At 33.4% G+C, this 26,462-nt stretch carries 22 protein-coding genes and 3 pseudogenes; 20 read left to right on the top strand and 5 right to left on the bottom strand.

The annotated features are described in order from the left end of the window. Positions 1-160: 160 nt before the first annotated feature. The 15 genes and pseudogenes from DPQ31_RS29360 to colA all read left to right on the top strand — a co-directional run. Positions 161-1,013 (top strand): annotated as a pseudogene (locus DPQ31_RS29360) (HNH endonuclease); the annotation flags it as partial. A 14-nt stretch (positions 1,014-1,027) separates the two neighbouring features. Then, entirely contained in the window at positions 1,028-1,495 is a 468-nt protein-coding gene (locus tag DPQ31_RS14730) for a DUF6985 domain-containing protein (RefSeq protein ID WP_098911287.1), read from the top strand. Between the two features lie 214 nt (positions 1,496-1,709). Beyond that, a pseudogene (locus DPQ31_RS29700) lies at positions 1,710-1,881 on the top strand (DUF2185 domain-containing protein); the annotation flags it as partial. A gap of 107 nt (positions 1,882-1,988) precedes the next feature. Beyond that, complete coding sequence (locus DPQ31_RS14720) at positions 1,989-2,720, top strand: PoNe immunity protein domain-containing protein (protein WP_079245693.1); 732 nt, start codon at positions 1,989-1,991, stop codon at positions 2,718-2,720. Positions 2,721-3,195: 475 nt separating this feature from the next. Further along, positions 3,196-3,576 (top strand): annotated as a pseudogene (locus tag DPQ31_RS14715) (sugar-binding protein); the annotation flags it as partial. 5 nt (positions 3,577-3,581) lie between these two features. Further along, positions 3,582-4,079 (top strand): SMI1/KNR4 family protein, encoded by a 498-nt coding sequence (locus DPQ31_RS14710; protein WP_208730571.1) that lies wholly within the window; start codon positions 3,582-3,584, stop codon positions 4,077-4,079. 429 nt (positions 4,080-4,508) lie between these two features. After that, positions 4,509-5,108 carry an immunity protein Imm33 domain-containing protein gene (locus tag DPQ31_RS14705; protein ID WP_208730570.1) on the top strand — a complete coding sequence of 200 codons (600 nt, stop codon included), beginning with the start codon at positions 4,509-4,511 and terminating at the stop codon, positions 5,106-5,108. Between the two features lie 207 nt (positions 5,109-5,315). Then, positions 5,316-6,248, top strand: a complete 933-nt coding sequence (locus DPQ31_RS14700) for an AAA family ATPase (RefSeq protein ID WP_098911291.1) — start codon at positions 5,316-5,318, stop codon at positions 6,246-6,248. After that, complete coding sequence (locus DPQ31_RS14695) at positions 6,245-7,354, top strand: DUF58 domain-containing protein (protein ID WP_098911292.1); 1,110 nt, start codon at positions 6,245-6,247, stop codon at positions 7,352-7,354. The genes DPQ31_RS14700 and DPQ31_RS14695 overlap by 4 nt, the downstream gene beginning before the upstream one ends. Before the next feature lie 15 nt (positions 7,355-7,369). Next, positions 7,370-8,101, top strand: a complete 732-nt coding sequence (locus tag DPQ31_RS14690; RefSeq protein ID WP_199631313.1) for a signal peptidase II — start codon at positions 7,370-7,372, stop codon at positions 8,099-8,101. Between the two features lie 183 nt (positions 8,102-8,284). Beyond that, complete coding sequence (locus tag DPQ31_RS14685; RefSeq protein WP_208730569.1) at positions 8,285-8,791, top strand: DUF3902 family protein; 507 nt, start codon at positions 8,285-8,287, stop codon at positions 8,789-8,791. 258 nt (positions 8,792-9,049) lie between these two features. Next, positions 9,050-10,216 (top strand): serine hydrolase domain-containing protein, encoded by a 1,167-nt coding sequence (locus tag DPQ31_RS14680; RefSeq protein WP_199631312.1) that lies wholly within the window; start codon positions 9,050-9,052, stop codon positions 10,214-10,216. Positions 10,217-10,572: 356 nt separating this feature from the next. Then, complete coding sequence (locus tag DPQ31_RS14675) at positions 10,573-12,327, top strand: adenine deaminase C-terminal domain-containing protein (protein ID WP_208730568.1); 1,755 nt, start codon at positions 10,573-10,575, stop codon at positions 12,325-12,327. Between the two features lie 113 nt (positions 12,328-12,440). Beyond that, the gene (locus DPQ31_RS14670) at positions 12,441-12,953 is read left to right on the top strand and encodes a hypothetical protein (RefSeq protein WP_208730567.1); all 513 of its coding nucleotides are present in this window, start codon (positions 12,441-12,443) and stop codon (positions 12,951-12,953) included. A gap of 504 nt (positions 12,954-13,457) precedes the next feature. Continuing rightward, on the top strand, positions 13,458-16,094 hold the full coding sequence (gene colA, locus DPQ31_RS14665; protein ID WP_208730566.1) for a collagenase: 2,637 nt from the start codon (positions 13,458-13,460) through the stop codon (positions 16,092-16,094). Positions 16,095-16,317: 223 nt separating this feature from the next. On the opposite strand, the gene DPQ31_RS14660 is transcribed toward colA, so the two are convergent. Continuing rightward, positions 16,318-17,697 carry a catalase gene (locus tag DPQ31_RS14660; RefSeq protein ID WP_097959904.1) on the bottom strand — a complete coding sequence of 460 codons (1,380 nt, stop codon included), beginning with the start codon at positions 17,695-17,697 and terminating at the stop codon, positions 16,318-16,320. 274 nt (positions 17,698-17,971) lie between these two features. Here DPQ31_RS14660 and DPQ31_RS14655 point away from each other — a divergent pair, with 274 nt between their 5' ends. After that, entirely contained in the window at positions 17,972-19,189 is a 1,218-nt protein-coding gene (locus DPQ31_RS14655) for an aspartate aminotransferase family protein (RefSeq protein ID WP_098711501.1), read from the top strand. 238 nt (positions 19,190-19,427) lie between these two features. Beyond that, entirely contained in the window at positions 19,428-20,879 is a 1,452-nt protein-coding gene (locus tag DPQ31_RS14650; RefSeq protein WP_208730565.1) for an MFS transporter, read from the top strand. A gap of 66 nt (positions 20,880-20,945) precedes the next feature. On the opposite strand, the gene DPQ31_RS14645 is transcribed toward DPQ31_RS14650, so the two are convergent. The 3 genes from DPQ31_RS14645 to DPQ31_RS14635 are packed head-to-tail and all read right to left on the bottom strand — an operon-like array spanning position 20,946 to position 24,137. Beyond that, on the bottom strand, positions 20,946-22,055 hold the full coding sequence (locus DPQ31_RS14645; protein ID WP_098711502.1) for a DUF4018 domain-containing protein: 1,110 nt from the start codon (positions 22,053-22,055) through the stop codon (positions 20,946-20,948). Continuing rightward, positions 22,030-23,193: a DUF58 domain-containing protein gene (locus DPQ31_RS14640; RefSeq protein WP_097959396.1), complete on the bottom strand. Its 1,164-nt coding sequence runs from the start codon at positions 23,191-23,193 to the stop codon at positions 22,030-22,032. Before DPQ31_RS14640 ends, DPQ31_RS14645 begins: the two co-directional genes overlap by 26 nt. Beyond that, the gene (locus DPQ31_RS14635) at positions 23,190-24,137 is read right to left on the bottom strand and encodes an AAA family ATPase (protein ID WP_176549973.1); all 948 of its coding nucleotides are present in this window, start codon (positions 24,135-24,137) and stop codon (positions 23,190-23,192) included. The genes DPQ31_RS14640 and DPQ31_RS14635 overlap by 4 nt, the downstream gene beginning before the upstream one ends. 188 nt (positions 24,138-24,325) lie before the next feature. Between DPQ31_RS14635 and DPQ31_RS14630 the strand changes: the two genes are divergently transcribed. Then, the gene (locus tag DPQ31_RS14630; protein ID WP_208730564.1) at positions 24,326-24,643 is read left to right on the top strand and encodes a PadR family transcriptional regulator; all 318 of its coding nucleotides are present in this window, start codon (positions 24,326-24,328) and stop codon (positions 24,641-24,643) included. Positions 24,644-24,650: 7 nt separating this feature from the next. Then, positions 24,651-25,187 carry a DUF2812 domain-containing protein gene (locus tag DPQ31_RS14625; protein ID WP_098711506.1) on the top strand — a complete coding sequence of 179 codons (537 nt, stop codon included), beginning with the start codon at positions 24,651-24,653 and terminating at the stop codon, positions 25,185-25,187. A 347-nt stretch (positions 25,188-25,534) separates the two neighbouring features. Here the strand turns inward: DPQ31_RS14625 and DPQ31_RS14620 are convergent, their stop codons facing one another. Beyond that, positions 25,535-25,783, bottom strand: a complete 249-nt coding sequence (locus tag DPQ31_RS14620) for a hypothetical protein (protein ID WP_000433610.1) — start codon at positions 25,781-25,783, stop codon at positions 25,535-25,537. Positions 25,784-26,065: 282 nt separating this feature from the next. Here DPQ31_RS14620 and DPQ31_RS14615 point away from each other — a divergent pair, with 282 nt between their 5' ends. Further along, on the top strand, positions 26,066-26,449 hold the full coding sequence (locus tag DPQ31_RS14615) for a VOC family protein (RefSeq protein ID WP_087969437.1): 384 nt from the start codon (positions 26,066-26,068) through the stop codon (positions 26,447-26,449). Positions 26,450-26,462 lie beyond the last annotated feature (13 nt).

The raw sequence follows: 26,462 nt of genomic DNA, 5'->3' as shown, positions 1-26,462 counted from the left end.
GAGAAATTTCATGTGTGAATCAAAAAAATATGATAGTAAATTAATATTCAAATATAGCGACAAACCTTACAGGAAAATAGTTATCTGTTAAAAGAAACCACAATTCATAAGTGCTGATTTCTTTTTATGGATTTGAATAACAAATATTATATCTCTCCTTGGATCAAGGCAAATAGCTACTTCATTAATGGATGATAAGGCACTAAATAAAATAGGCCAGTGCAAAAGTATCAAGTGGAGTAAGTACATTTGCTAATGCAGTAAAACTAGCAAATGAATTTAAGCCTACGCTTGAAATGTTACAATTATTTAAGAGAAATGCTTCCTATGCATTCTCTAGTGTTGGTGGAACTATCGTAACCAAAATACCTCAAGGCGAATTGATAGAAGCTTATTATAAGTTTGCGAAGTCTAAAGATGGTGGTACGGATACGGGTAATAGAGAGGCTGAAGTTCCACCTGTTTTTAGACAAACTGATTTTGCTAGTTCTTATGAAGTAAGGTATAATCAGACACCTTCACCAGTTAATTCGAAGGTTGAATTTGAAGGAATCAGAGGAGAATCTTTAAGTACACTTAAACCACCACCAGGCCTCAAATTGAAACGTATATTAGATGAGGCTGGCATTAAAGGTATTCAATATAAAAATGGAGTGCCTGATTTTTCGCCAGTATCAAAGGCTCAAATTGAAATTGACTATATACTTGGAGGAAAAGGTAATTATGGTACATAAGCTAGGACATACAATTTTGCTCAAGCAGATCAAAAGTTAGCAGATAAGCTAAATGACTCAGTTGAACTAGCTCGCCAATTTGGAATGGAACCTGGTGGGATTACCGCGAAAGACATAGACAAATATCGAACAAAAAATCAATTAACATGGCATGAAGTAAATGATGTGAAAATAATGCAACTTGTACCGACAGAGATAAATAAAAGATTTGGGCATCTTGGTGGAGTAGGTGAGATAAACGCAGGTGCGTTTGAGCCGGGAGAATTTGCTAATAAATAAAAAGGAGAAGTAAGATGAAAATAAATGATGCGATTTTTGGTGAGCTTGAATATGATTTTGTGTGGTCTAAGGATACTAGCATTAACTTTTTTGGACATGAAGTCGAGATAGCGCTAATAGTAAAAGGTGATGAGGATGGTAAGTTTGATGAAGAACAATATGTAGCATATACTTCACTTATGCAAAATTGGGAACAATTACAACAAAGCTTTTTGCAATCAGTATTAGACTATTACAAACAAGAGCGTCAGGAACTAGGTTATGATATTGAAGTAAATGAAAGTTATCCATTAGTTGAAACAACTAATGAAATATTAGAAATGATAAGTTTAGATGGGATTGTTGTTCCCTATGCAGGTATTTTTGACGGTCGGGATATTGGAATTACATTTAATTGTACATGGGATACAGAAAATGGGCTAGGGATTCGTTTGTTAAATGAAAAAGTAACTGAAGTAGGTTATCAAGACGTTGCGATTTAAAATAGGCTGTTAAAAAGTTAAGACTCATGATGGTAATACCATCATGGAGTACTATGTGCAATGATAGAATTGAAAAAGAAGTACGAGCTTAGGCAAGATGACATTTTATCAGGCGATGAATATAAACACATGGAATGTATATGGAACTAACGAAATCGTACAAACTCGTAAGTTTTAACATAGTAGTTGTCACTGTCACGATATATAAAAATTGTCAAATTTTCAAGTTTTAGGAGCAAACTCTGTATTAAAAATAGCCCCGGTTATGTTAGAAATTTTTGATGCTCCTTATGGAACAGACCTATGTTGGTTGTATAAAGAAGGTGTTCATGTAGGTTTATGATTTGATAAGTGAAGATGAGAAAGATATTGGTCAAATTGTGGAAGAGATGTTGCTGAATCCAGAAAATGTTCAAAGAATTGTTATTCAAGTTATGCCTGATGGAACGATTGTGAAGAAAATTCTTGAAGTATAAAAGGTGGAAAAGAAATTATGCTAAGGGATAAAATCAAAAATGATATATATTTTAACAAATTTATCAATTATGAGGAAAAGAGAATAGAAAAGTTTTTATTATTGGTTGAAAAGGTTATTGAGGAAAGAGGCAAAGATGATAAAGGTGTAAAGAATGGATATATAGCGTTACAAGGGTATCATTTTAATAAATTAAGGGCAATGTACTCTGCGGGTTGTTCTATTCAAACTATTCGTGATTTTTTACCTGAAGTAATAAATATAATGGAAAAAGTGTGGAATAAAGAAAGTGGATATATACGTATGTTATGGATGATATCTATAGCAGTAATGCTAAATGTTGAAGATAAAGAATTTAATAGACTAATAGCAATGGTAAGGAAAGAAGGATTAAATGATTATTTGATTAATTATTTTATTGCTTTTAGAAATAGTGAGCCATCAGATTTTTATGAGCAAAGTGAGTTTTATGTAAAATATCCATATTTCAAATTAAAAGAAGTAATTGAGAGTAATAAAATTTCACAAGAGAATTCTATAAAAAATTTAGAGAAATATATAAAGGAGTATTGGTATAAGGGACATTTAGAGGAAGCATGGTACGATGCACATGAAAATAAACATGACATTTATAGTGGTTACTGGAGTTTTGAAAGTGGAGCAATCGCTAAAATTTTAAAATTAGATGACTCAACCTTGAAAGATAGTTCATATTACCCTTATGATATGGTGCATTGCCAAGAAAAATAAATGTTGGAATCCACAGTGATAAATTTTTACACTGTGGATTTTTTAGTTTGTATTAAAGTAGGTATAAGGGTAATGTTGGTAATGGATCCAGTGAGCTAGAAGTAAGATTGATACAGAACTAATTAGGAAATATGTACGAGAGGTTGAAACGCAGACGAATTATGAATTATCACTGGATTTTTTTATCTAAATATCCATAATATCTAATTGATTGTTAGTAACTTCATCAACGTATTATTCGTTTATATACATATAGCAGAGTTTAGCTGAATCTTCAATAGGCCATATCGCAAAAGGAGCAAAAGCATCAAGTGGAGTAAGTACATTTGCTAATGCAGTAAAACTAGCAAAAGAATTGAAGCCAACGCTTGAAATGTTACAATCATTTAAGAGAGAGGCTTCCTATGCATTCTCTAGTGTTGGTGGAACTATTGTAACCAAAATACCCCAAGGCGAATTAATAGAAGCTTATTATAAGTTTGCGAAGTCTAAAGATGGTAAGACTTCAGAACCATACGATATAGTACCGTATAGGCCAAGCAATTCACCATTAGAAAATCATCATGGAGTTATGGATGTATGGGCTAAACATAATGTCCCTGATTATGTTAGTAGAGGGGCGAATACTCCAACTTTAGCTTTAACTAAAGAGCAACACAATGCTACTAAAGCTGTTTATAGACAATCACTCTTTGAAAAAACAGGGAAAAAGGTTGGAGGTAAAGTAGATTGGAAATCTGTTTCACCAAAAGAAATACAAGAATTGACGGAAAAAATGTTTGATGCTGCGAATGTACCACGTTTAGCTAGACAAGAGTATTATAGGGCCTTTAATCAATATAATTTTAGGGAGTAATTTAGATGGAAAATATTAATCAGTTGATTAAAAAAGTAAAATCATTACCTAATTGTCGAGTTCAGGAGCCTACAGAATTACCGATAATTGATAAGAATAAGCATATGCTACCAGGTGATTTAAAAGAATTTTATAGTCTTTGTGGTGGTCTAACTTTATTTGAAAATGAGGAATATCCTATTCATATTGTTACCCCAGAGGAGTTTATTTTGGCTAATCCCGTAATTGTAGGAGAGTTATGTGAAGAAGATATTTCATCAAATTGGTATATTATATGCAATGATGGTAAGGGTGAATATTTAACAATAGATCTTAGTGAAGAGAGATTAGGTAGATGTTATGATAGTTTCTTTGATCGACATGGAATAGTTGGGGAGACGCAAGTTATCGCAACTTCATTCACTGAATTACTTGAAAAACTTATTAAGAACAATGGACAATATTGGTATTGGCTAAAGAGTGAATTTGAATCACTTGGAGATGCTTATGATGATGAAGAGTGAAAAAGAGAGTCTTTAAGTGGAATAAAAAAGTGAAAGGGTGTTTGAAAGTCAGTACTCTATGATGGTTGAACCATTATAGAGTACTATGTACAATGATAGAAAAGAAAAAGAAGTACGAGCTTAGGCAAGATGATATTTTACTGGGGGATGAATATAAACAGATGGAATGTATATTAAACTAATGAACTCGTACAAATTCGTAAGTTTTAACGTAGTAGTTGGCACGACATAGAAAAGGTAGTTGGAATGGAGAAAATCCAATTGAAGGTCGAGAATATTATGTCGAGTTAGAAATAGGAAATACAGTAGTGTGGGGAGAAGAGTTTTAATATTAGAAATATTATTGTTGTTTATAACGAAAGTCTATATAAGGCAAGTTGAGGAATGTAGATTGAGTGAGCAAATTCAATAGAAGTGGAGAACATTTATTTGAAAACAATAATCAAAAATATAGGTAATAAAAATATAAAAGCTAAAGTAGAAGAACCTTTAATTTTTCATGTAGAAACACTATTTAATTTATTATCTAAAGTAGAAGATAAATTAATAGATGGATTTTCAATACAAATTGGATGGTCTGTTTATAGTTTATATAAGTATGAAGAGTATTATCAAATTATTACCCGGGATTATACTAAAAATCCTTTTAAAGATAAGACGGAAGACTTAACGATTGCATTATGGGTACAACTTGAGCAATCATATTGCTTACGCCGATTAAATATGGAGGGGGAATTAATAAAATTTAATGATAAGATTGTGATAGCGAAAGACGTGTTGCAACAAGAAGAGTTTTATTTACAAAGATCTAGTGGTTGTGATGAAGATGATTCGGGTTGGTATATAGGTCCTATCAATGAAGAAGTATCAGGAGAATTAGAGACCATATACGCCTACGAATTATTAAAAATGAAACCTGCAATTATTCAAGTACTAGCTTTACCTTATAATTATTTAGTAGTTTTTGAGAAAGACGAAATTAAATCGATTTTAAATGAAAGTGATATTTGGAGTGAAATAGAAAGATAGTGAATGTATATAAGGTGTTAAATACCCAATATGAAAATTACGTGAGTTAAGCACCTCATTGTCAATATACGACAATAGGTGCTTTTTTGCGTGCAATGAAGAAAAAATAAAAGATTCATTTTCACTCTATTTCATATTTGAATTACATGTTATAATTCGGAAAAAATATTCTTAATTTTTAGATAATTAAAAGGTGGTAGATACTATATGAGTACATTAAAGAAGATTACTAATAATATTTCGAAAGTTATTATAGGAAAAGATGAATCGATTGAACTGGTAGCTATAGCTCTTATAGCAAGAGGGCACATTTTATTAGAGGATGTACCTGGGACGGGGAAAACAACATTAGCGAAAAGTTTGGCTAAAAGTGTGGACGCTAAGTTCCAAAGAATTCAATTCACAGCGGATACTTTACCTGGAGATGTTATTGGTCTTGAATATTTTGATGTGAAGGAATCGGAATTTAAAACGAGGTTAGGTCCTATTTTTGCAAATATCGTATTAGTGGATGAAATTAATCGGGCTGTACCGAGAACACAATCTTCGTTACTTGAAGTTATGGAAGAGCGTACTGTTACAATTGCGAAGCAGACACATTCATTACCAGAACCTTTTTTAGTAATTGCAACGCAAAATCCTCTTGAATCGGCTGGTACATTTCCTTTACCTGATGCTCAGCTAGATCGTTTTTTACTTACGATTCGTCAAGGTTATCCTACGAGAGAAGCAGAAAAGGAAATGATGAATCGGTTTCAAATGAATGATCCGTTAGAAACGTTACATTCTATTATTTCAAGTGAAGAAATTATTACGATGCAAAAGCGTGCAAGAGAAGTGTTAGTAGGGAATGATGTGCAAGATTATCTCCTTGAAATTATTGAAGCAACTCGTAACCATGAGTTAATTGAAATTGGTGTAAGCCCTCGGGGAACGTTGGCATTTATGAGGGCGATTCAAGCACGGGCAATATTAAATGAAAGAGATTACTGTACGCCAGATGATATTAAGACGCTCGCTGCATCAGTTTGTGCTCATCGTTTAACGTTAACGATTGAGGGAGAGATGAAAACTACGAAAGAACAAATTATGAAAGAAATTCTTCATACGATTAGTGTGCCAGTGGAGAATGTACGATGAATCAACAGCTTGTGTATACACCTTTAGCGGAGCCTTTCGTAATGGGGGTTATGTCAGTTGTAGCCGTTATTTTAAGTGTATTTTCAAGTAATCTACTGTTTTTATCTCTCGTATTTTTATATGTAATTTTAATAGGTGCTATGCATGTATATATACGTAAAGTATCTCGTGTTGAATGGGAATACAGTCAAGGGAATTCGAACGTTTTTATAGGTGAAACGAATATGTGCAAAATGAAAATTTCAAACAAGTCGATATTTCCTATTCTTAATATCGTATTTCGATTTAAATGTGAAAATAAGCTAACTTGGAATCATGATGAAATAAACAAAAATCATAGTATAGGTTCAAATTATTATATGAATTTTAATTTAAAAGGAAAGGAGTCAGTTTCATTTGATTTGCAAGCTGTAGCGTTAAAAAGAGGCATCGCGAAATGGGAAGAAGTTGAAATTGTTATTACTGATCTCTTTGGATTTATAACGAACCATATAACATATAAACAAGTTGATACGCCGTCGTATTTAGTCTTACCAGCTGTTCCGAAAATACAAGTTCCTGAATTACAAGAATGGTCACGAGGATTTCGAAAAGCGATGTCTTCACCCTTATATGATGAAACGAAAGTAATGGGAGTAAAGTTTTATGAAAATGAAGATTTTCGTTCCATCCACTGGAGTGCAACCGCGAAAACAGGGACGATAACAGCCAAAAAATACGAACGAACACAGTCAGATAAATATGCAATTTATCTCAACTTACAAAATAAAAGTGGCGTTTCTTTGCGAAATGATACAGAGGAACTAATTGAATTAACGGCGGGCATATGTAAACAGCTTCTCATACAAAACTGTTCATTTGAAGTATGGATTAATAGTGTAAAAGATAATGGTTTGCTACATATAAAAAATGGGGATAATCGGAAACATTTGCAAAATATATTAAAGGTACTTGCCTCAATATCGGACCAAGATACGCCTGTATCGTCTTCTTATTTTTACACTGCTGGCTTTCGTCTTAAGGAATTGGATGCGGTTCCTTTAATTCTTGGTACTTCACCAAAGAAATATAGTAGAACGAATAAATGGATTGTAATTAAAGAATAAGAAAGGGCTTATGTCATGTTGAATAAAAAGCAGCATACGAAAGTGAAGTTTTGGAGTGTAAAAGTAATAATTATACTTTTCTTTTCGATTAGTGCGATAGCGTTATCGCAAGGTGTTGTGCATGTACAAGGCATAGTGAAAGAGCGTTTTTTTAGTGAGAAAAAATCTGAAAAAAATTATAAAGAAACAATAAACTATGAAAATATTGAAGAGTATGGGACACCTATTGAAGATAAAAAAGTAGGAGATAAAGGGATAAGAACAACAACGGGTAAAAAAATGAAAGAGTTCGAAAGGAAAAGTTCATGGGGAGCCATATTCTCAGTACTTTCAAATTCATGGATTACTGTAGCTTTTTATGTAGTTATTGCAGTAATAATTATATATTTTCTTTATAAATCAGTTAGGAAAAAGTTAACGAAATCAGAAATAGAACAAGAGAAACAAACGGTAACAAAAGAAAATACTGTAAGAACCGAAAAGAACGAGAAAGTGAGGCATCAGTTAGAACAGCCGTTACCGACAGATAAGATAAGAAAAACGTTAGTTGAATGGGAAAGAACATTACCATTTCATGAACAGAGAAGGTCCTATGAAACGATGCAACAATGGTTAAAAAGAATTTGTAGAACAAGGGATATTATCTCGTTATATGAGTCTGTTCGTTATGGTGAAAAGACTTATACGGATTTAGATGTGGAAGAAATAATGAAGTGGGTAGAGGGAGATGGGAAGGTGGATACATAAATATCCACCTTTTCTTTTTTATATGGAAATTTGATTAATATGAATTATTTTCTTATATGAAACCGTATTCAAATAGGTAAACAAAATTAACTTTATTTACTTATACTTCATTACATGTTAACCTATATTTAATTTTTATAAATTATAATTAATTTTTAAGTTTTTTAAGGGTGTGAAAATGTAATGAAATCGGTATTAAAAAGCATACTTATTTCCTTTGTTTTTTCTGCAGTAGGTATGTGTTGGTTACTGTACGTATTATTCAAAGGGGACGGAGACTGGTTATTGTCTTGGATAGGTGTATTAATGGCATATTTATCTTTATATACTTTAATAGATTTATATTGTAAAAATACATACGATAAAAAAATAAATAAATGGCTTATAAAAACAGCGGTGACTAGTTTTAGTTTTTCTGTATTAGGAATCTCGTTTTGTATCATACACGAGCTATTAACACCGTGGAGTCTCAGTTTAATGGTGTGGTATTGGTTGGTAATGTTAGTGTTATTTTTAACGACCATAATATCATTAGTTAGTCTCGTATTTGTTAATCGTAAAAATCATAATTTCACCGGTAGATATAGAATGCTCATACTTCTAAATGTATTTCTTACATTGGGACCAGTATTATGGCCGCTATTACTTTCTATTATTGGAAATGGTATGAATGCTAGTGCGGGCTGGTAAAAAGGAATATAAATTAGTTGTGTAAAGAATAGGATGAAAAGTTGATATAGAATTTTAAATGTTTAAGAGAACATGTTTACATAAAAAATGAAAACATGTTCTCTTTTTATTTGCATGCATAACTCTTCCTCAGTTTACCGTATTTAAATTTAAACGTAAGTATTTCGTAAGGAATGGATAAGAAAAAAGAGAGATTTATCATATAGGATGAAAGTATAGCTTGAATCAATCCGATATTAATGGAGGAGAGAAAGCCTTATGAAAAAATGTAATTCAATTAAGTTAGCAAGTTTTGCAGTTTTATTAGCGGGTACTGCTCTATTCACACCTGGTTTTACTGTGACTGCAGAGTCAACTCAAAATATTTCTAGTTCGTCACAAGTACATGATCAAAAGAATCGTAATGGCTGGAAACAAGTAATGCAGGAAACAGTACAGCTTGGTGCTGTAGGAATATTAGCTAAGGCGTCTAACAACGGAAAAACGAGTAGTTATACTGCTGGCGTAGCAGATCTAAGTACAAAGAAACCGGTGAAATCAGATTATCGCTTTCGGATTGGTAGTGTGACGAAAACTTTTACTGCCACGACTGTTCTGCAATTAGTTGGAGAAAATCGCGTACAACTTGACGATTCAATTGAAAAGTGGCTACCGGGCCTCATTCAAGGAAATGGGTATGATGGTAATCAAATTACGATACGCCAACTTTTGAATCATACAAGTGGTATAGCTGAATATTTGAAGTCAAAAGATGCTGACATAATGAATTCGAAAAAAACGTATACAGCAGAAGAAATAGTGAAAATAGGACTTGCGCTGCCTCCGGATTTTTCGCCAGGTAAAGGCTGGTCGTATTCAAACACAGGATACGTAATACTAGGAATGCTTATTGAAAAAATAACTGGTAATAGTTATGCGGAAGAAATCGAAAAGCGAATTATTGAACCTTTGGACTTGTCAAATACGTTTTTACCAGGTAATTCACCTGTCATCCCAGGAAAGAATCATGCTCGTGGGTATGTGAAAACCGAAGGAACGAGCGAGTTGAAAGACATTACGTATTATAATCCGAGTTTAGCTAATTCAGCTGGAGATATGATTTCTAATGCGGATGATTTAAATAAATTCTTTTCATCTTTACTCAGTGGTAAGTTATTGAAGGAACGAGAGCTAAAAGAAATGCTTACTACAGTTCCTGTAGAAGGAAAAGCGGTTGGTGATGGGTATGGTCTTGGAATCTATGAGACTAAACTTCCAAACAGTGTTTCAGTTTGGGGTCACGGAGGAGGAATTCCCGGATTTACAACTTTTGCTGGCGGAGTAATTGGTGGTAAACATACATTGGCTGTCAGTATTAACTCTTTAGATGAGGTCGATATTGTTTCGCAGTTTAATAAAATGATGCAAATTGAATTTAATAAATAAATGAAAAGAAAATGAATGGAATTTTGTTATAGTTGTATATAAAAGAGGTACTTTGTAAAATGCGCAACTATGGACAGTAGTAGCATTTATGATAGGGCATCAAGTGTATTTCAAAGTGAAAATCAATCGTATAGCTTACGATAAAAATAAAAAGGATGTCAGTTACATGACATTCTTTTTATTTTGGATAAAAGAGATATGTGTATGATTCTGAAAATTGTTATTTTTGGAATCATTCCATATAATGAAGGGTATAGGGGCATCAATAGGGGAGTTATGCATAGAAAATACTTTAGTTAGTTAAATATTTCTCGTTTTAATCAAAATAATTATGAGTTGATTTGGAGTTGAATACAATGGAACAAAATCATTTTAAATGGACTAACAAGCAATTACGAGAACATGTTGAAGTATTAGATAGTAAAAGAAGTCCACACATTTTATTAAGGAATGCAACATATTTAAATTCGTATATGCGTGAGTGGATGAAAGCGAATATTTGGATCTATGATGACCGCATTGTATATGTAGGAGAAAAATTGCCAGAGCAACTAAGTGAATGTGAAGTGATTGATTGCGATGGAAAGCATATAGTTCCTAGTTACATCGAACCGCATGTGCATCCATATCAATTGTATAATCCAGAGACGTTAGCGAATCATGCGATGCAATTTGGGACGACAACTTTTATTAATGATAATTTAACTTTATTTTTCACATTACAACGTGAAGAAGCATTTCGTTTATTAGATGAATTTAAAAAGGTTCCGGCAAGTATGTATTGGTGGTGTCGTTTTGATGGGCAAACTGAGCTGCAAAATGGGGAATCTTTATTTAATAGTGAAGAAATAATAGAGTGGCTAAAGCATGACGCAGTTCTTCAAGGTGGCGAGTTAACAGCATGGCCGAAACTATTACATGGCGATGATGAAATGTTAAATTGGGTGCAGGAAACGAAGCGGTTACAGAAAAAAGTAGAAGGACATTTTCCGGGGGCATCTGAAACGACTTTAGCGAAGTTAAAACTGTTAGGTACAGATTGTGATCATGAAGCGATGACAGGACAGGAAGCTTTCACGCGCCTTTTGCAAGGCTACACTGTTTCTCTTAGAAATTCTTCGATTCGTCCAGATTTAAAAGTTTTATTGAAAGAATTACTAGAATTAGGTGTTAAGCAATTTGATAGATTCATTTTTACAACAGATGGTTCACATCCGTCATTTTATGAAAACGGAATGACGAATAGATTGATAGAAATAGCGATTGAGCAAGGAATTCCGGCAATAGATGCTTACCATATGGCAAGTTATAACATTGCTCGTTATTATAATATGGAGCATTTACATGGCTCCATTGCGACAGGGAGAATCGCCAATATTAATATTTTGGAAAGTAAAGAAAATCCGGTGCCAATTAGTGTAATTGCAAAGGGAAAATGGGTGAAGCGTGACGGAGTAAACAAAAATAAATCATTACATATAAACTGGAGTGAATTTAAAGTAACCCCATTATCATTAGACTGGTCTATAGAAAAAGAACATATGATTTTTTCTAATAAAACGGGTATACACTTGTTAAACAATGTTATAACAAAACCATATGTTAGCGAAATCGACTTAGACTGTGATGAACTTTCCATGGAACATGATGAATGTTTCCTAATGATGATTGCCCGCGATGGTACTTGGCGAGTGAATACAGTTGTGAAAGGTTTTGTAAATGAATTAGGAGGTCTTGCAAGTTCTTATTCTGGTACAGGTGACATTATTCTTATCGGAAAAAGGAAAGAAGATATGCTTACAGCTTTTCATAGAGTAAAAGAGCTCGGTGGTGGAATGGTCATAGCAGAAAACAATGAAGTGTTACACGAAATTGCATTACCGTTGCTCGGGATTATGTCCGATTTAAAAATGAGTGAATTAATACAGGAAGAGAAAAAGATGGTGAAATTACTACAAGAGCGTGGCTACGTGTATGATGATCCAGCATTTACCATTTTGTTCTTTTCTGCGACGCACTTGCCGTTTATACGAGTAACACCTATAGGATTATATGATGTGAAAAGTAGTAAGGTAGTTGCCCAGCCCGTGAATTTGATAAAGCAATATTAAAAGGAAAGATCCTATAAAAATTTTATTTTATAGGATCTTTCTTATTATTAGCATAAGAATATTGTAAGCCTCAAATAATATAGTATCTAAATCATTTGAGGTGATATGTAAATATGAAAAAAATATTTTACATTTTAAGCATATTTATTCTGTGTATATCGATACAACACGTTGTACATTCCCAATCAGATACACCAAGGTTATCTTCGGATTGTCTCGAAGAAAGGAAAATTCGAGATGAAAAGTATGTGAAGAATATAATACAGGACATTAAATCCACATTTAATTTAAATATTGATGAACATAGTTTTTGGGAAGTAAGTAAAAGAGATTTGGAGGCTGCCCATTTGATGTATGGTGGAAAGGAAAATGATTCTTATTATAATTCGCTAACTAAAATTTATGATAGTGGTGGATTTAGCGAGCAGCCGAGCTTATTTGTAAGGGCGCAAGAGGCATTTTTACTTTATAAAGAAAACGATAATATCAATGTAATGAAACGCCTAAAACTAGACGTTGAAAAAGGGGAATGGCTCGTTATAAAAACGAAAAAGAAGAAAGGGAAAAAAGTGAAATTCAAACCGTTACAATGTGAAAAAGATTATATGAAAAAGAGAAATGAATAACAAAATACGTATTAATGCTGCTTTTATTCAACGATATCTTGCTGTTGATTTGAAATCGGAAAAGGTAAACAAACATATTAGCTTTATGGAATATGTTTGTTTACCTTTTTTGAGAGATTTAAAAATTTGCGATATTGTTAGTTGAAAATTATGTACTTGCTAATGAACTTATAACATTTAATGAACTTGTTCTTCATAAAAATTAGATTTTGTGTCAAATGATTTATACATTGTCGAACCACCTATGTATATTTTATTCTACAGTATTTATAAAAGAATGTTGGCTATTCATAAGAAATATGATTGGCACAGTTTTTGCATGTATTACATGTAAGGAAGGGAGATTGTATGTAAGGAATCTGTACTCGTAATAGTATAAAACAAGCTACTATTGCATTATTGATCATAGTTGTATTTATAGCGGAACTGTAAATACATACAAATAAGTGGTTTTTTTGATTTTAAAATTCAGAATTTTCTTTTAAATTATTAGGGGGCAATGGTATGGTTAAATATTCGAAAATTTCTAAGTGGATTCTTGGTGTTGGACTAGTGACAATAACATGTAATGGTTTGCAAATTCAAGCAGAGACAAAAGAGAAAAATGTGAAGAACGTATTACAAATGGAGCCGGTAGGAATACAGAAATCTGTTGATGAATTGGCGCATCCTTCAAAAGTACAAGAAAATGCATCTTTTACAAAACGGTTAAAATTAGCGGATTTATCGCAGCGTCCACTAGCACCAACCGATAATATTAAACCGTTAGCTGAAGAAAAAAAGTATTCGATGGCTGAGTTAAATCAATTAAATAACAAACAATTAACTGATCTTCTTGTGACAATTAAATGGTATCAAATTCCAGAATTATTTCAGTTTAATAGTGATAGTCTTAAATTCTATCAAGATGATAGTCGAATGCAAGCGATTATTAATAAACTAGCAGAACAAGGACAAGCTTATACGAAAGATGATTCAAAAGGGATTGAAACATTAGTAGAAGCTCTACGTGCAGCATTTTATTTAGGTTTTTACCATGATGAATTAAGCAAACTAAATGAGCGTAGCTACCATGATAAATGTTTACCGGCTTTAAAAACAATTGCAAAAAATCCAAATTTCAAACTTGGTACATCGGAACAAAATAAAGTTATTTCATCATATGGAAAATTAATTGGAAATGCATCGGCTGATGTTGAAACGGTTTTATATGCAGGTGAAATTTTTAAACAATATAACGATAATCTTGCAACTTTCATTGAAGACCGAACAAAAGGAGACGCAATATATGAGTTGATGAAGGGAATTGATTTTGATATTCAGACGGATATGTACACGACTGGAAAAGAGCCGAAAGATACGATGTGGTATCGAAATATCGATAACTTTATTAATGAAGTAAGTCGTTTCGCACTAATTGGTACTGTAACAGATAAAAATGGATGGTTAATTAATAACGGAATTTACTATGCTGGCCGATTGGGCAAGCTTCATAGTACGCCGACAAAAGGACAGCAAGTTGTTACAGACGCAATGCGAATTTATCCATATTTAGGAGAGCAATACTTTGTTGCGGCAGAACAAATTACTACAAATTACGGAGGAGTAGATGCGAACGGAAAAACAATAAATTTAGATCAAATTCGAGACGATGGTAAAAAGAAATATTTACCGAAAACATATACGTTTGATGATGGAGCAATTGTCTTTAAAGCTGGGGATAAGGTTAGTGAAGAGAAAATTAAGCGACTATACTGGGCAGCGAAAGAAGTACGTTCTCAATTTTATCGTACAGTTGGTAGCGATAAACCACTTGAAAATGGACATGCGGATGATGTGCTAACGATGGTTATTTATAATAGTCCAGATGAGTATCAATTTAATCGTCAACTGTACGGATATGAAACGAATAATGGTGGAATGTACATTGAAGGAACGGGAACTTTCTTTACATATGAACGTACACCAGAGCAAAGTATTTATAGTTTGGAAGAATTGTTCCGCCATGAATTTACACACTACTTACAAGGAAGGTACGAGGTTCAGGGATTATGGGGCCAAGGGGAAATGTATCAAAATGAACGTTTAACATGGTTTGAAGAAGGAAATGCAGAGTTCTTTGCAGGTTCAACGCGATTAAATAGTGTAGTACCGCGAAAAAGTATAATTGGTGGGTTATCTAATGATCCTGCAAAACGTTATACAGCATCACAAACATTAAATGCAAAATATGGAACGTGGGATTTTTATAACTATTCGTTTGCATTGCAATCATATATGTATAATAAACGTCCTGAAATGTTCGATAAAGTGCATGATTTAATTCGTGCAAATGATGTTTCAAGTTACGACGCATACCGTTCTGCATTAAGCAAAGATAATAACTTAAATGAAGAATATCAATCTTATATGCAAATGCTTATAGATAATCGCGATAAGTATACAATCCCACAAGTATCAGATGAGTACTTAGCGCAGCATGATCCAAAATCGCTTTCGGACATTACTTCAGATATTACGAATGAAGCGAAATTAAAAGATGTGAAAGTAACAAAGAATAAATCACAATTCTTTAATACATTTACACTACAGGGGACATATACTGGAAGTTCAGCAAAAGGAGAGATTGAGGATTGGAAAGTAATGAATGAAGCAACAAATGATATGTTGAAACGTATTTCAGGAAAAGAGTGGACTGGATATAAAACATTGACTGCTTATTTTATAAATTACCGTGTTAATCATGCTGGACAATTTGAATATGATGTTGTGTTTAGCGGAGTAAATACGGAAGAAGGTACGGCTGTAGAAAAAGAGCCGAATAATTCATTTGAAACAGCTAATCCACTATCTTTAAATACGTTATTAAGAGGAAACTTAAGTGATCAAGATCAGGGGGATAAATTTGTTATCGATGTAAAGGATCAAAAAGATTTACAGATTTCTGTTACGAACGAACAAAACATTGGACTAAACTGGGTATTATATTCTGAATCAGATCTAAACAATTACGTAACTTACGCAACAAAACGTGATGGAAACAAATTGCTTGGAAATTATAATGCGAAGCCAGGAAAATATTATTTAAGTGTATATAAATATGGCGGGGGAACAGGGAATTATACAGTGGAAGTAAAATAGTTTACTATAGCTAGTTTAAGAGACTGCTAGTTGTATTTTTTAGCGAAGTAAAGCATGTAATATTAAATATTAAACTACTTTACATATACCCCGTTTTAATTTGAGAACGGGGGTATATGTATTTTAGATTTTTTTAATTTTCATAACTTCACTTGGTTTTGAAAAGAAAACAATGCATATAAATTTGAATTTCTGCTCGTAAACCATGTATGAATTCATCTTCTTAATGCTCTTTCATTTTAGCCTCAATGCTTGCTTTCAAATTAGTTGATACCTTATCGAAATATCCCATAACCAACTTTTTAATATCATCAGATATACCTTTCAAATCATTAGCTAAGTTTTCAGCAAGATATTCTTTTTCTATCGGCTGTAACTTCGTATAAAATTCACCAGCCTGCGTAAAGTCATCCTGTTTCGTTATAGGAGCTCTTTCAAGTTTACCTTCAACATACCTTCCATCACCGCTTGTTATTTGATTAGCAGGTGTCCAATTTTGCTGTTGGTTAATCGCTAATTTTCGAAATTCGGGTCCAATTCTTCTTCTTTGAGAATCGCTATAAATGTTAGCACGCCCTTGCAACATTTTATCATCAGATAGTTCTGCACCATCTAGTAAATTAGAAGGGGAGAAGGCGACTTTTTCTACTTGTTCCATATAATTTTCAGGGTTTTTATTTAATACCATTTTACCGACTGGTATAAGAGGGTACATCTTTTCATCCCATACTTTTGTATCATCTAGCGGATCATAAGAAAGATGTACTTCATCTTTTGGATCCATGAGCTGGACATATAAACCATACTCCACTGATTTACCAGCCTCAATTGCATCATATAAATCTTTCCCACTATAATCTGGATTTTCAGCAGCTAGTTTAGTAGCTTCCTTACTAGTAATGAATTGTACACCTTCAAAAGGATACCAATGATACTTTACGTACTTTCGATTGCCTTCAGCATTTCTCCAAACGTATGTATTTACACTATGTCCTGGGATGTGACGAAGACTTTTTACCGTACCGACATTAGAGTATAAACGGACAACAAAATGAATGGATTCGGGTGCTTTAGCGACAAAATTCCAAAATCTATCCGGATCTATTAAGTTATTTTTAGGTGAAGGCAACAACGCTTTAATCGTTTCAGGGAAATGCATCGGATCACGAACGGAAAAGACAGGAATGTGATTACATAAAAGATCGAAAACGCCTTCTTTTGTATAAAATTTTGTGGAAAAGCCGCGTACATTTCTAGAAGTATCTGGTGTTCCTTTCGTACTAACAGCTAACGAAAACCGTACCATAACAGGAACTTTCTCATTAGAATGTTGTAAAAAACTTAGCTTTGTATGTTCAAACATCGGATAGATCGTTTGAAAATAACCGAATGCCCCAAAACCTTTTACATGAACAGGTCTTTCTACAATTTTTTCATGTATAAATTCTTGTAACGTTTCATGCAGTACACTATCTTGCTTGAGAACAGGTCCACGTGAACCGACTGTTTGAGAGTGAAGTGTAGCTTGTTCATTAAGTTCTCGATTTTGATTAAGGTCTTCTCCTAATAAGGGTTGCCTCTTTTTATTATATTTTTCATTCATCGATATAGCCTCCAAATTTTTTCTTCGATTGTTACTAAATATGATTCTATAGCCTTGATTATGTATTACATACAAAGTTCAAAGTAGTAACATACCGCTAGATGAAAAAAACGCATATAGAGTGGACCTGTTGAAATAGAAGAAATTATGGAAAAATGAATATCGGAAAGAGAAAACACACTATTAAAATTTTAATCTTAAAAATTAATTGATAAATAACTTTATAGATAATGGTCATTAAAAAAATGGTAAAAATAACTAGGAGGAAATGAACATGTCGGATTGGTTTCAATTAGATAAAGAATATATGATGCCTACGTATTGCCGTACGGAGGTTGCAATAGAAAGAGGAGAAGGTTGTCAACTGTATGATGTGAATGGAAAAGAGTATTTAGATATGTTTTCTGGCGTAGGAGTAAACGTATTAGGATACAATCATCCTAAAATTGTGCAAACGACAATGGAGCAAGTTACGAAATCGTTGCATCTTCCATTTCACTTTTTAAACCCAGTTGCGATTGAATATGCAAAGAAATTAGTTGAGTACTCTTTAAAAAACGGCAAAGTATTTTTTACAAACTCTGGTACGGAAGCGACAGAAACAACGTTGAAATTAATTGATAAATATAGATTTATTACGAATGAAGAGCGAGAAGGTGTCGTTGTGCTCAAAGGTAGTTTCCACGGGCGAACGTTAGGGGCACTTCATTTTACGAGACAAGAAAATGTATATCAAAGTTTCCCTAAAACATCTATTCCTGTATACGAAGTAGAGCGTGAGAATATAGAGCAATTAGAAGAAACAATTTTAAATAAAAAGCCTATTGCAATTATGTTAGAGCCTGTATTAGGAAGTGGCGGGATATATCCTTTATCAAGTGAATATTTATATGGTATTCAACATCTTTGTGATAAGTATAATGTGCTGCTTATCGTTGATGAAGTACAAAGTGGTATGGGTAGAACGGGGAAATTGTTCGCTTATCAAAATTCTAATATTACACCGGATATTATTCAAATTGGTAAAGGCGCAGGAGGAGGGATACCGCTAGGGGGAATTATTGTAGGTGAAAAGCTATGCGATGTATTTTCACCAGGAGATCATGGCACAACATTTGCTCATTCATCAATGGGAACAGCTTTAGGTTTAACGGTATTAAATACATTACTTGATGATGGGTTAATGCAAGAAGCTTATGAAACGTCACTATATTTGAATGATAAACTGCAAGACATTCAGAAAGAAAATTCTTATTATATTCAGGAAGTGCGTCATGCGGGGATGATGTTTGGGATAAGTGTGAATGACACGAATGAAAATGTGAAGAAATTACAGATTGAGTTAATGAATAAAGGAATGTTAGTCGATGTAACACAAGGGAATATTATTCGATTACTTCCGCCGTATATTATTACGAAAGAGGAAATTGACGCATTCACTTATGAGTTTATTTCCTGTGTTCATAGCATAGCAGCTACAGCAAGTATTTAAAAAAATATAAAAAAATATAAAAAGCTGAAGAAGGCGCTATTTTAGCGCCTTCTTCAGCTTTTTAAAATAGTAAATTACTTAACATAGAGAGCATCTCATTGGACAAATAATTAATTATGTGAAACAATAATAACAGATAAGGAGACATTAATTTTCCTTAAGTGCTTCGAATTAATTTTATTCAATAAGAGAAGGTGTGCTTAAAGAAGTTAAATTAAACAAGGAGCTGTTTTATTATATGCAACAAAATACTGATTTAAATTTTGAACCTCAAGACGTTAATATTGTCAATCCTAAACAAGCCAGGAAAGCAGTGGTTGCTACTGGTATAGGGAATGCAATGGAGTGGTTTGACTTCGGATTATACGCGTATTTAGCGGTAATTTTAAGTCAATTATTCTTCTCAGGTGTTAATAATAGTGGTTTGCAGCTTGTACTTACATTTGGTACATTTGCAGCGGCCTTTCTCGTTCGACCAATCGGAGGTGTATTCTTTGGTAGAATAGGAGATAAGTATGGCCGAAAAATCGTATTAAGTACTACTATTATTTTAATGGCACTTTCTACATTATTCATCGCATTACTACCAACCTATGAACAAATTGGTGTATGGGCACCAATACTACTTTTAGTTGCCCGAATGATTCAAGGCTTCTCTACAGGCGGCGAATATTCAGGAGCAATGGTTTATATCGCAGAATCTTCTCCAGATAAAAAGCGTGGTATACTCGGTAGTGGTCTTGAAATTGGAACACTCTCAGGTTACATTGCTGCTTCGGTAATTGTTACCATTTTAACGTTATTGTTAACAGATGAGCAAATGCTCAGCTGGGGCTGGCGTATTCCTTTCTTAATAGCTGCACCAATAGGCTTGGTCGGTTTATATTTACGCCGTCATTTAGATGAATCTCCCATCTTTGAAGAGATGGAAAAAGCACAAGAAGAATCTGAAGACAATGAACAATTTTCATTTATGGATATTATTAAATATCACAAAAAAGACTTCTTATTAAGCACAGTAATTGTCGCCTTCTTTAATATTACGAATTATATGATTCTTTCGTATATTCCTTCTTATTTAACTCAAGTACTTAAAGTCAAAGAAACAACTGGCTTATTAATTATTTCGATTACGATGGCAATTATGATTCCATTGGCACTTTATTTCGGTAAATTAAGTGATAAAATTGGTAATAAACGCGTCGTGCAAATTGGTTTACTTGGTTTAAGCGTATTTGCAATTCCAGCATTTTTACTAATAGGTAACGGACATATTGCAGCTATATTTGCAGGTATTTTCGTATTAGGTTTCTTCCTAAGTGTGTATGAAGGAACACTACCTTCGTTATTACCATCACTCTTTTTCACCGATGTACGTTATCGAGCACTCTCGATCTCCTTTAATATTTCTGTATCTATATTCGGTGGAACAACACCGCTCGTATGTTCATACTTAGTTCATGCAACCGGTAATCCGCTCGCACCAGCATTTTATTTAGCAGGTGTAAGTATAATTGGATTAGTCGTATTTAGTGTACTATTCGTTACAACATCAGGACGTGCGCTAAAAGGTTCATATCCTACAGTAGAATCGAAAAAAGAAGCACGCCAAATCGCTAAAGAGGATCCGGAAGAAACACTTTGGTGGCATGAAGAATCTTTAGAAATTGAAGCAGGAAAAAAAGCATAATTTGTGAAAAGCAACGTGGACTTTTACAAAAAGACTCCTAGTTTAATAGGAGTCTTTTTGTATACATCATTTTTTCTTTTTCTTCAAACTCTTCTCATACGCATAAAGCTTATGAACCTCTTCTTTAAATTCATTCAGAAGTACAATGTTTTCACCATTTGAATAACGTACTGCATTATACGCATCTATAATAATATGCCTCTGAATATGTATACCTTCATCATCATGAATTCTTTCTAACCATACTTCAACTGTTTCTCCTCGTTCCCGGTTTAAAGGAGGGGATAATTTACTTTCCAGCTTGAAAATTTCTTTTCGAATTTCATTATGTGGTGGTTTGTATCGCTTCATTCGTTTTTGGCCTATTCCTTCTTTATCAGTAATAATTGTAGATTCAAAGACAGGTATATTTGGTAAACTTAAATGTTTTCGATGTTTTATTATTTTCCAAACGATGTAAATGGCGATGGCGGTACAGACTATTATGGTAATGCTATTTATAAGAGTTGGATCAAAAGGAAGGGGCTCCAAGTCATCTTTAATAGTAGGATCTTTTAGATTCCCTTTATTCGACCAAAAATCATCTGTTTCTTTTAATGCAGCTGCCGAAAATAACGGATTGATAGCGTATCCGAATCCTAACGCAACAACTTGAACGATATAAGAAAAAACAAGACGAATATAAGGGAATACCGGAATAAGTAAAGCACTAATTGTTCCAATAGCAATAATAGAAGTAAAACGTAATAGCTGTTGATTACGATTTGAACCTGTTTGCCAAAATGTAATCATAATGTGTAAAACTAATAATAATAATTTCCATAACGGTGGAAAAGGGGCATGAAATATAGCTGTAAAGACAAACCATAAAATACCGCCTAACGACTTTTGCACCGGATACCCAGGTCCGATTGCATGTACGATAAAGAAGAAAAGTGGTAACATAATTGTGCCAAAAAGAGAAAAAGGTAGAGTGAAAGAGCAACCGATGATTTGAATAATTAATAGTATTACAAACCCTGTCGTTCGTTTCTTCATGAATTTATGAATAAGAAGTACTCCAATATAGCCTGTTGCTAAAAATAGAGCAATAGCAACAAATTCATCTCTTTCTGTTAATAACGAAAGGAGGAGAAGCAGAATAAAGTCATTAACGTGATAGAGCCAAGTTTTCAACTGTGTCCACCATCCCTTCATTATTTATGAGAAATGTAGGTTGCGTTAGAAGAGGGAGCTCATTCTTCTGTATACCGATGTAAATCATCGTAGACGAGCGTTCTCTTTTTCTCGTTACATAGTGAAGAAATCCTTGTTTCGGAAGAAGTGTACTATCATCTGAAATACGTGCCAATTCCTCTAATGCCTTCCCATAATGCATTTGTCCTTCGTTTAATGGTAAGTGCAGAGGGCCACCTTCTGCTAATACACTAATAAACAATTCAAACGGAATTTGCTGATTCGTTGCGTACTGGCAAATATATGTTGCATATGAAATAAGTTCTTCTACATCATCTCTCCAACCAAACCCGCGATTAGCAGCTAAAGAAAGACAAATCGTCCAGCTATAATTTTTTACTGGTTCATATTGTTTTGCTTGTAATTCCTGCATTTTAGCAGATGCTTTCCAATGAATAGAGCGGAATGATTCACGTTCATATCGTTTCACACCGATAATAGATGTTTCATCATTGTAAAAAGAAAAATTCGTTCGATATGAACCATTTAATAGTTGCTGAAGTTCTTGCAAACCTGCTACTTCTTTAGGAGAAGGATACACAATAATTTCGGTCTTTAATTTATCAAAAATAGGTAAATGTACATTCAATTGATGAAATGGATCTTTTAATACACATTCGAACTGTTCAATTTGAAACACACCACGCTTCGTCGCAGTTAATGTTAAATCCCATTTTTGCGCTGAATGTGCAGGTTGTGAAAATGGAAAGGAGAATAATGTCTTTGAAATTTGTTCAATTCCTTGATCTTTATGCGGTATAAGAGATGAATGTAAATGAAAATAACAAACCCCATTCACGAGTGGTATGCTTGCTCCATTTTTTAAATGAATAAAAAATTGTCCAGTTTCATCAGGAAATAGCCGAGTCGTCTGTTTCTCATTTATAACTTGAAACTTTTTCTCTATGAAAGCGACGTATTTATAAATGAAAATCGCAAATAAATAATAGAAGAAAAAGAGAAACATAAACATTCGTTGCGGGAAAAAGAATGTGAAAAGTAACGCGACTGGCACAGTTAATTGAATAATATGAAGCTGGAAAAATAAAGGTACAGTTACAACGCGTTGACCATTCATGCTTGTTCAATCTCCACAGGTACATCAACTTCTTTTAAAATCCTTTGCATAATTTCATTTTTTGTCGTGCGTAATGCACCTTCCATTGATAAGACGATACGGTGATTCCAAACAGAAGGAACTAAAAATTGAATATCTTCAGGCGTACAATATTCTCTGCCACGTAAAAAGGCTAATGCTTGAACTGCACGCACTAAAGCTAAAGTGGCACGTGGGCTTACACCGTTAGCGATGTAATCATGATTTCTTGTAGCGTGAGCAAGTTTAATTATGTAATGTTCTAACGGTTCTGATACGAAAATTTCTTTTACTTGTTTCTGCGCTTCTAAAATGTCTTCTAAAGAGATAACAGATGTAACACTTTCTAATGGTGTATCGTTACGAAAACGTCGCATCATTTGTAACTCATCTTCTGGGGCCGGATAACCAATTGCAATTGTCATTAAAAAGCGATCGAGCTGTGCATCAGGAAGAGGGAAAGTTCCTTGTGATTCAATTGGATTTTGCGTCGCAATAACAAAGAACGGTTTCGGAAGAGGAGTAGACTGTTTTTCAAGCGTTACTTGTCGTTCTTCCATTGATTCTAACAAACTAGACTGTGTTCTCGGCATTGCACGGTTAATTTCATCTGCTAGTAAAATGTTCGTCATAACTGGTCCGAGTCTTAATTCGAATTCGCTTGTTTTTGGATTGAAATATTCAATACCTGTTACATCACTCGGAAGTACATCAGGGGTAAATTGAACACGAGAGAAATTACCACCAATACTTTTTGAAAGTGTTTTCGCCAGCAACGTTTTCCCGGTACCAGGCACGTCTTCAAGTAGTACATGTCCATCAGCAAGTAGAGAAACGAGTAGTAGATCAATAACATTTTCCTTACCAACAAACACACACCCTATATTTTCTTTTAATGTATGAATCATATGTATCATTCCTTTCATTATAAAAGAGTTAATGTTTCTATATTTTAACAAATTATTCTGAAAATAGGTATGATTTTTCAATTTAAAGAAATGGATATTTAATTATTAAATTATACTTGTATATTTTGGAATATGATTATACAATATCGTTATACGATATATCGTCAGTCGATATATCATAAGACGATGTATCGGAGGTAGGTATAATGAATGCAAAAGCACAAAAATATATTCCGTTAACAGAGGCGACGTATTACATACTTTTGTCATTAGTGAAACCAATGCACGGATATGGAATTATGCAAATGGTGGAAGAGATGACAAAAGGGGGAGTAAGGCTCGGTCCTGGTACTTTATATGGGAATACGACGAAGTTACTAAAAGAGAAGTTAATTGTTGAAGTGGCCTCTACAGATAGAAAGAAGTGCTATGAGTTAACGTCGTTTGGGAGAGAAGTGTTAGAGCTAGAATATAACAGGTTACAGAGATCTGTAAGAAATGGAAACAGTATATTAGGGGAGTGAATGGAAGATGGGGACAAAGAGGATATTCAAACCTTTCGCGGTATGGAGTTTAGAAAAAGAAGAAGACTTTTTAAGAAAAATGCATCAAAAAGGTTGGGCTTTACAAAAGTATAATGTAATGTATACGTTTAAGAAAACTGAGCCGAAAGATGTAGTATATAAAGCGGATTTTAGATTGGATTATAAAGATTCAAAAGAAAAACAACAAGAATATATTGATATATATGAAATGTGTGGATGGAAACATGTAACGAGTTTTGCAAAATGGAATTATTTTTGTAAAGAAGTAGAAGAAGAAAATGAGTTGCCTGATATATATTCAGAAAAGGATACGAGGATACAAAAACTAAATGAGTTATTACTATTCTTTGTAATTGTGTTTGTAACGATAATGCCAACGTTTTACTTATGTTTTCTTGGACCATCAGAATCTAGAATTCCTTATATATTTAAAGGTATGGTAGGGTTTATAGGTTGTATGTATTTATATATATTTATTAATATAACTTGGAAGATTAAACAGTTGAAAAAGGAAATATTGTAACAAAGAGTGGAATTATTAAAGAAGGGGGATATGGGAATTATCTTCTTTAATTCTTATATATTTTTATTTTTGTTCGCTATTTTTTACACAATAAAAATATGTGTATTCAAGGTATAGAACGAACAATTGTAGATGGAGTATCCCGTAGCAATACCTAAAAAATCATAAATAAGGAACTACTGATTAACAATATTTTATCCCGCATTAACGGGCAGTAAGAACCCCACCTCAAAATTCAGCGAAAGCAAAAAAGTTAGGTGGGGGATCAACTACCCGTAAAAGCCCGATTGGTGAAGGCTAATAATCAGTGGGAGATGAACAAAACCTCCACTGATTAAAGTTTCACTTTATGAGAAAGACTGATTTTGAGCAGGTTTAATAAATTGTTCAGGGTTTTCAACAAGTCCGCATACAGCGCATTGGACTCGGTATGTAGGTCCTTGATAAGCCATATGAAAAGCATTCATCGTTTCATTAGTATACTCTTCTTCTACTTGACCAGTTTGAGGATTTAACTTTACTGGTTTTACTTGTTGCTCAAGAATGTTAAAGCGAGTACGATTTGTTTTACAGCTTGGACAAAGCATTGGTTCCATATGTATACACCTCCATTTGTAGCATTTCTTAAACAATATAATTTTATGCAAGTAAAAAACTTTCTCAATATAAATAGGTGTTTAAAGTATTTAAAATTCAGAAAAAATAAAATATAATAAAAGTACGAACTGGTTATGTCCAAACCAAATCTCCTGTTTTATGCCAATAAGCTGGGAGGCCGAGAAATCGGCCTCATTTTTTTATGTTCATTTGTAGGAAGAACAAGGTTTTTTTTAGTTTTTGTCGAATTTTTAGGGATGAATACAAAAGGGGGATGTAACATGAATTTAAAAATGAAATACATCATTTTATATGTAGAAAAGTTTGAAGAATGTTTAAGATTCTATAAAGATACTTTACAGTTACCTATAAAAGCTGAGCATGGTACATATATTGAATTTAATACTGGATCTACAATATTAGCGATGAATACACGAGAAGACGTGAAAGAATTAACAGGACTACCGCTTACAGAAGGTGAATTACAATCTTCTCACTTCGAATTAGGATTCTTAGTTGAGAATGTACAAGAAACAATTGAGCAATTCAGAGAGCAAGGCATTAAAGTTTTAGTAGAACCAATTGTGAAACCGTGGGGACAAACAATTGCCTACATTGCTGATCCAGATGGAAATTATATTGAAATTTGCAGTTCATTAGAATAGAGGGAGAAAAAGA

The sequence above is a fragment of the Bacillus sp. COPE52 genome, assembly GCF_003355115.1.
In the GTDB taxonomy this organism is placed as follows: Bacteria; Bacillota; Bacilli; order Bacillales; family Bacillaceae_G; genus Bacillus_A; species Bacillus_A toyonensis.
Note: the sequence above shows the minus strand (reverse complement) of the source record. Positions and strands in the feature narration are given on the sequence as shown.

Bases quoted from the DNA above. Each gene is read 5' to 3' on its own strand.
- DPQ31_RS14730 (WP_098911287.1), top strand. From the start codon at position 1,028: ATGAAAATAAATGATGCGATTTTTGGTGAGCTTGAATATGATTTTGTG.
- DPQ31_RS14655 (WP_098711501.1), top strand. From the start codon at position 17,972: ATGTCGGATTGGTTTCAATTAGATAAAGAATATATGATGCCTACGTAT.
- DPQ31_RS14625 (WP_098711506.1), top strand. From the start codon at position 24,651: ATGGGGACAAAGAGGATATTCAAACCTTTCGCGGTATGGAGTTTAGAA.
- DPQ31_RS14690 (WP_199631313.1), top strand. From the start codon at position 7,370: ATGTTGAATAAAAAGCAGCATACGAAAGTGAAGTTTTGGAGTGTAAAA.
- DPQ31_RS14635 (WP_176549973.1), bottom strand. From the start codon at position 24,137: ATGAAAGGAATGATACATATGATTCATACATTAAAAGAAAATATAGGG.
- DPQ31_RS14710 (WP_208730571.1), top strand. From the start codon at position 3,582: ATGGAAAATATTAATCAGTTGATTAAAAAAGTAAAATCATTACCTAAT.
- DPQ31_RS14700 (WP_098911291.1), top strand. From the start codon at position 5,316: ATGAGTACATTAAAGAAGATTACTAATAATATTTCGAAAGTTATTATA.
- DPQ31_RS14675 (WP_208730568.1), top strand. From the start codon at position 10,573: ATGGAACAAAATCATTTTAAATGGACTAACAAGCAATTACGAGAACAT.
- DPQ31_RS14685 (WP_208730569.1), top strand. From the start codon at position 8,285: ATGAAATCGGTATTAAAAAGCATACTTATTTCCTTTGTTTTTTCTGCA.
- DPQ31_RS14695 (WP_098911292.1), top strand. From the start codon at position 6,245: ATGAATCAACAGCTTGTGTATACACCTTTAGCGGAGCCTTTCGTAATG.
- colA (WP_208730566.1), top strand. From the start codon at position 13,458: ATGGTTAAATATTCGAAAATTTCTAAGTGGATTCTTGGTGTTGGACTA.
- DPQ31_RS14720 (WP_079245693.1), top strand. From the start codon at position 1,989: ATGCTAAGGGATAAAATCAAAAATGATATATATTTTAACAAATTTATC.
- DPQ31_RS14615 (WP_087969437.1), top strand. From the start codon at position 26,066: ATGAATTTAAAAATGAAATACATCATTTTATATGTAGAAAAGTTTGAA.
- DPQ31_RS14680 (WP_199631312.1), top strand. From the start codon at position 9,050: ATGAAAAAATGTAATTCAATTAAGTTAGCAAGTTTTGCAGTTTTATTA.
- DPQ31_RS14670 (WP_208730567.1), top strand. From the start codon at position 12,441: ATGAAAAAAATATTTTACATTTTAAGCATATTTATTCTGTGTATATCG.
- DPQ31_RS14620 (WP_000433610.1), bottom strand. From the start codon at position 25,783: ATGGAACCAATGCTTTGTCCAAGCTGTAAAACAAATCGTACTCGCTTT.
- DPQ31_RS14660 (WP_097959904.1), bottom strand. From the start codon at position 17,697: ATGAATGAAAAATATAATAAAAAGAGGCAACCCTTATTAGGAGAAGAC.
- DPQ31_RS14640 (WP_097959396.1), bottom strand. From the start codon at position 23,193: ATGAATGGTCAACGCGTTGTAACTGTACCTTTATTTTTCCAGCTTCAT.
- DPQ31_RS14630 (WP_208730564.1), top strand. From the start codon at position 24,326: ATGAATGCAAAAGCACAAAAATATATTCCGTTAACAGAGGCGACGTAT.
- DPQ31_RS14650 (WP_208730565.1), top strand. From the start codon at position 19,428: ATGCAACAAAATACTGATTTAAATTTTGAACCTCAAGACGTTAATATT.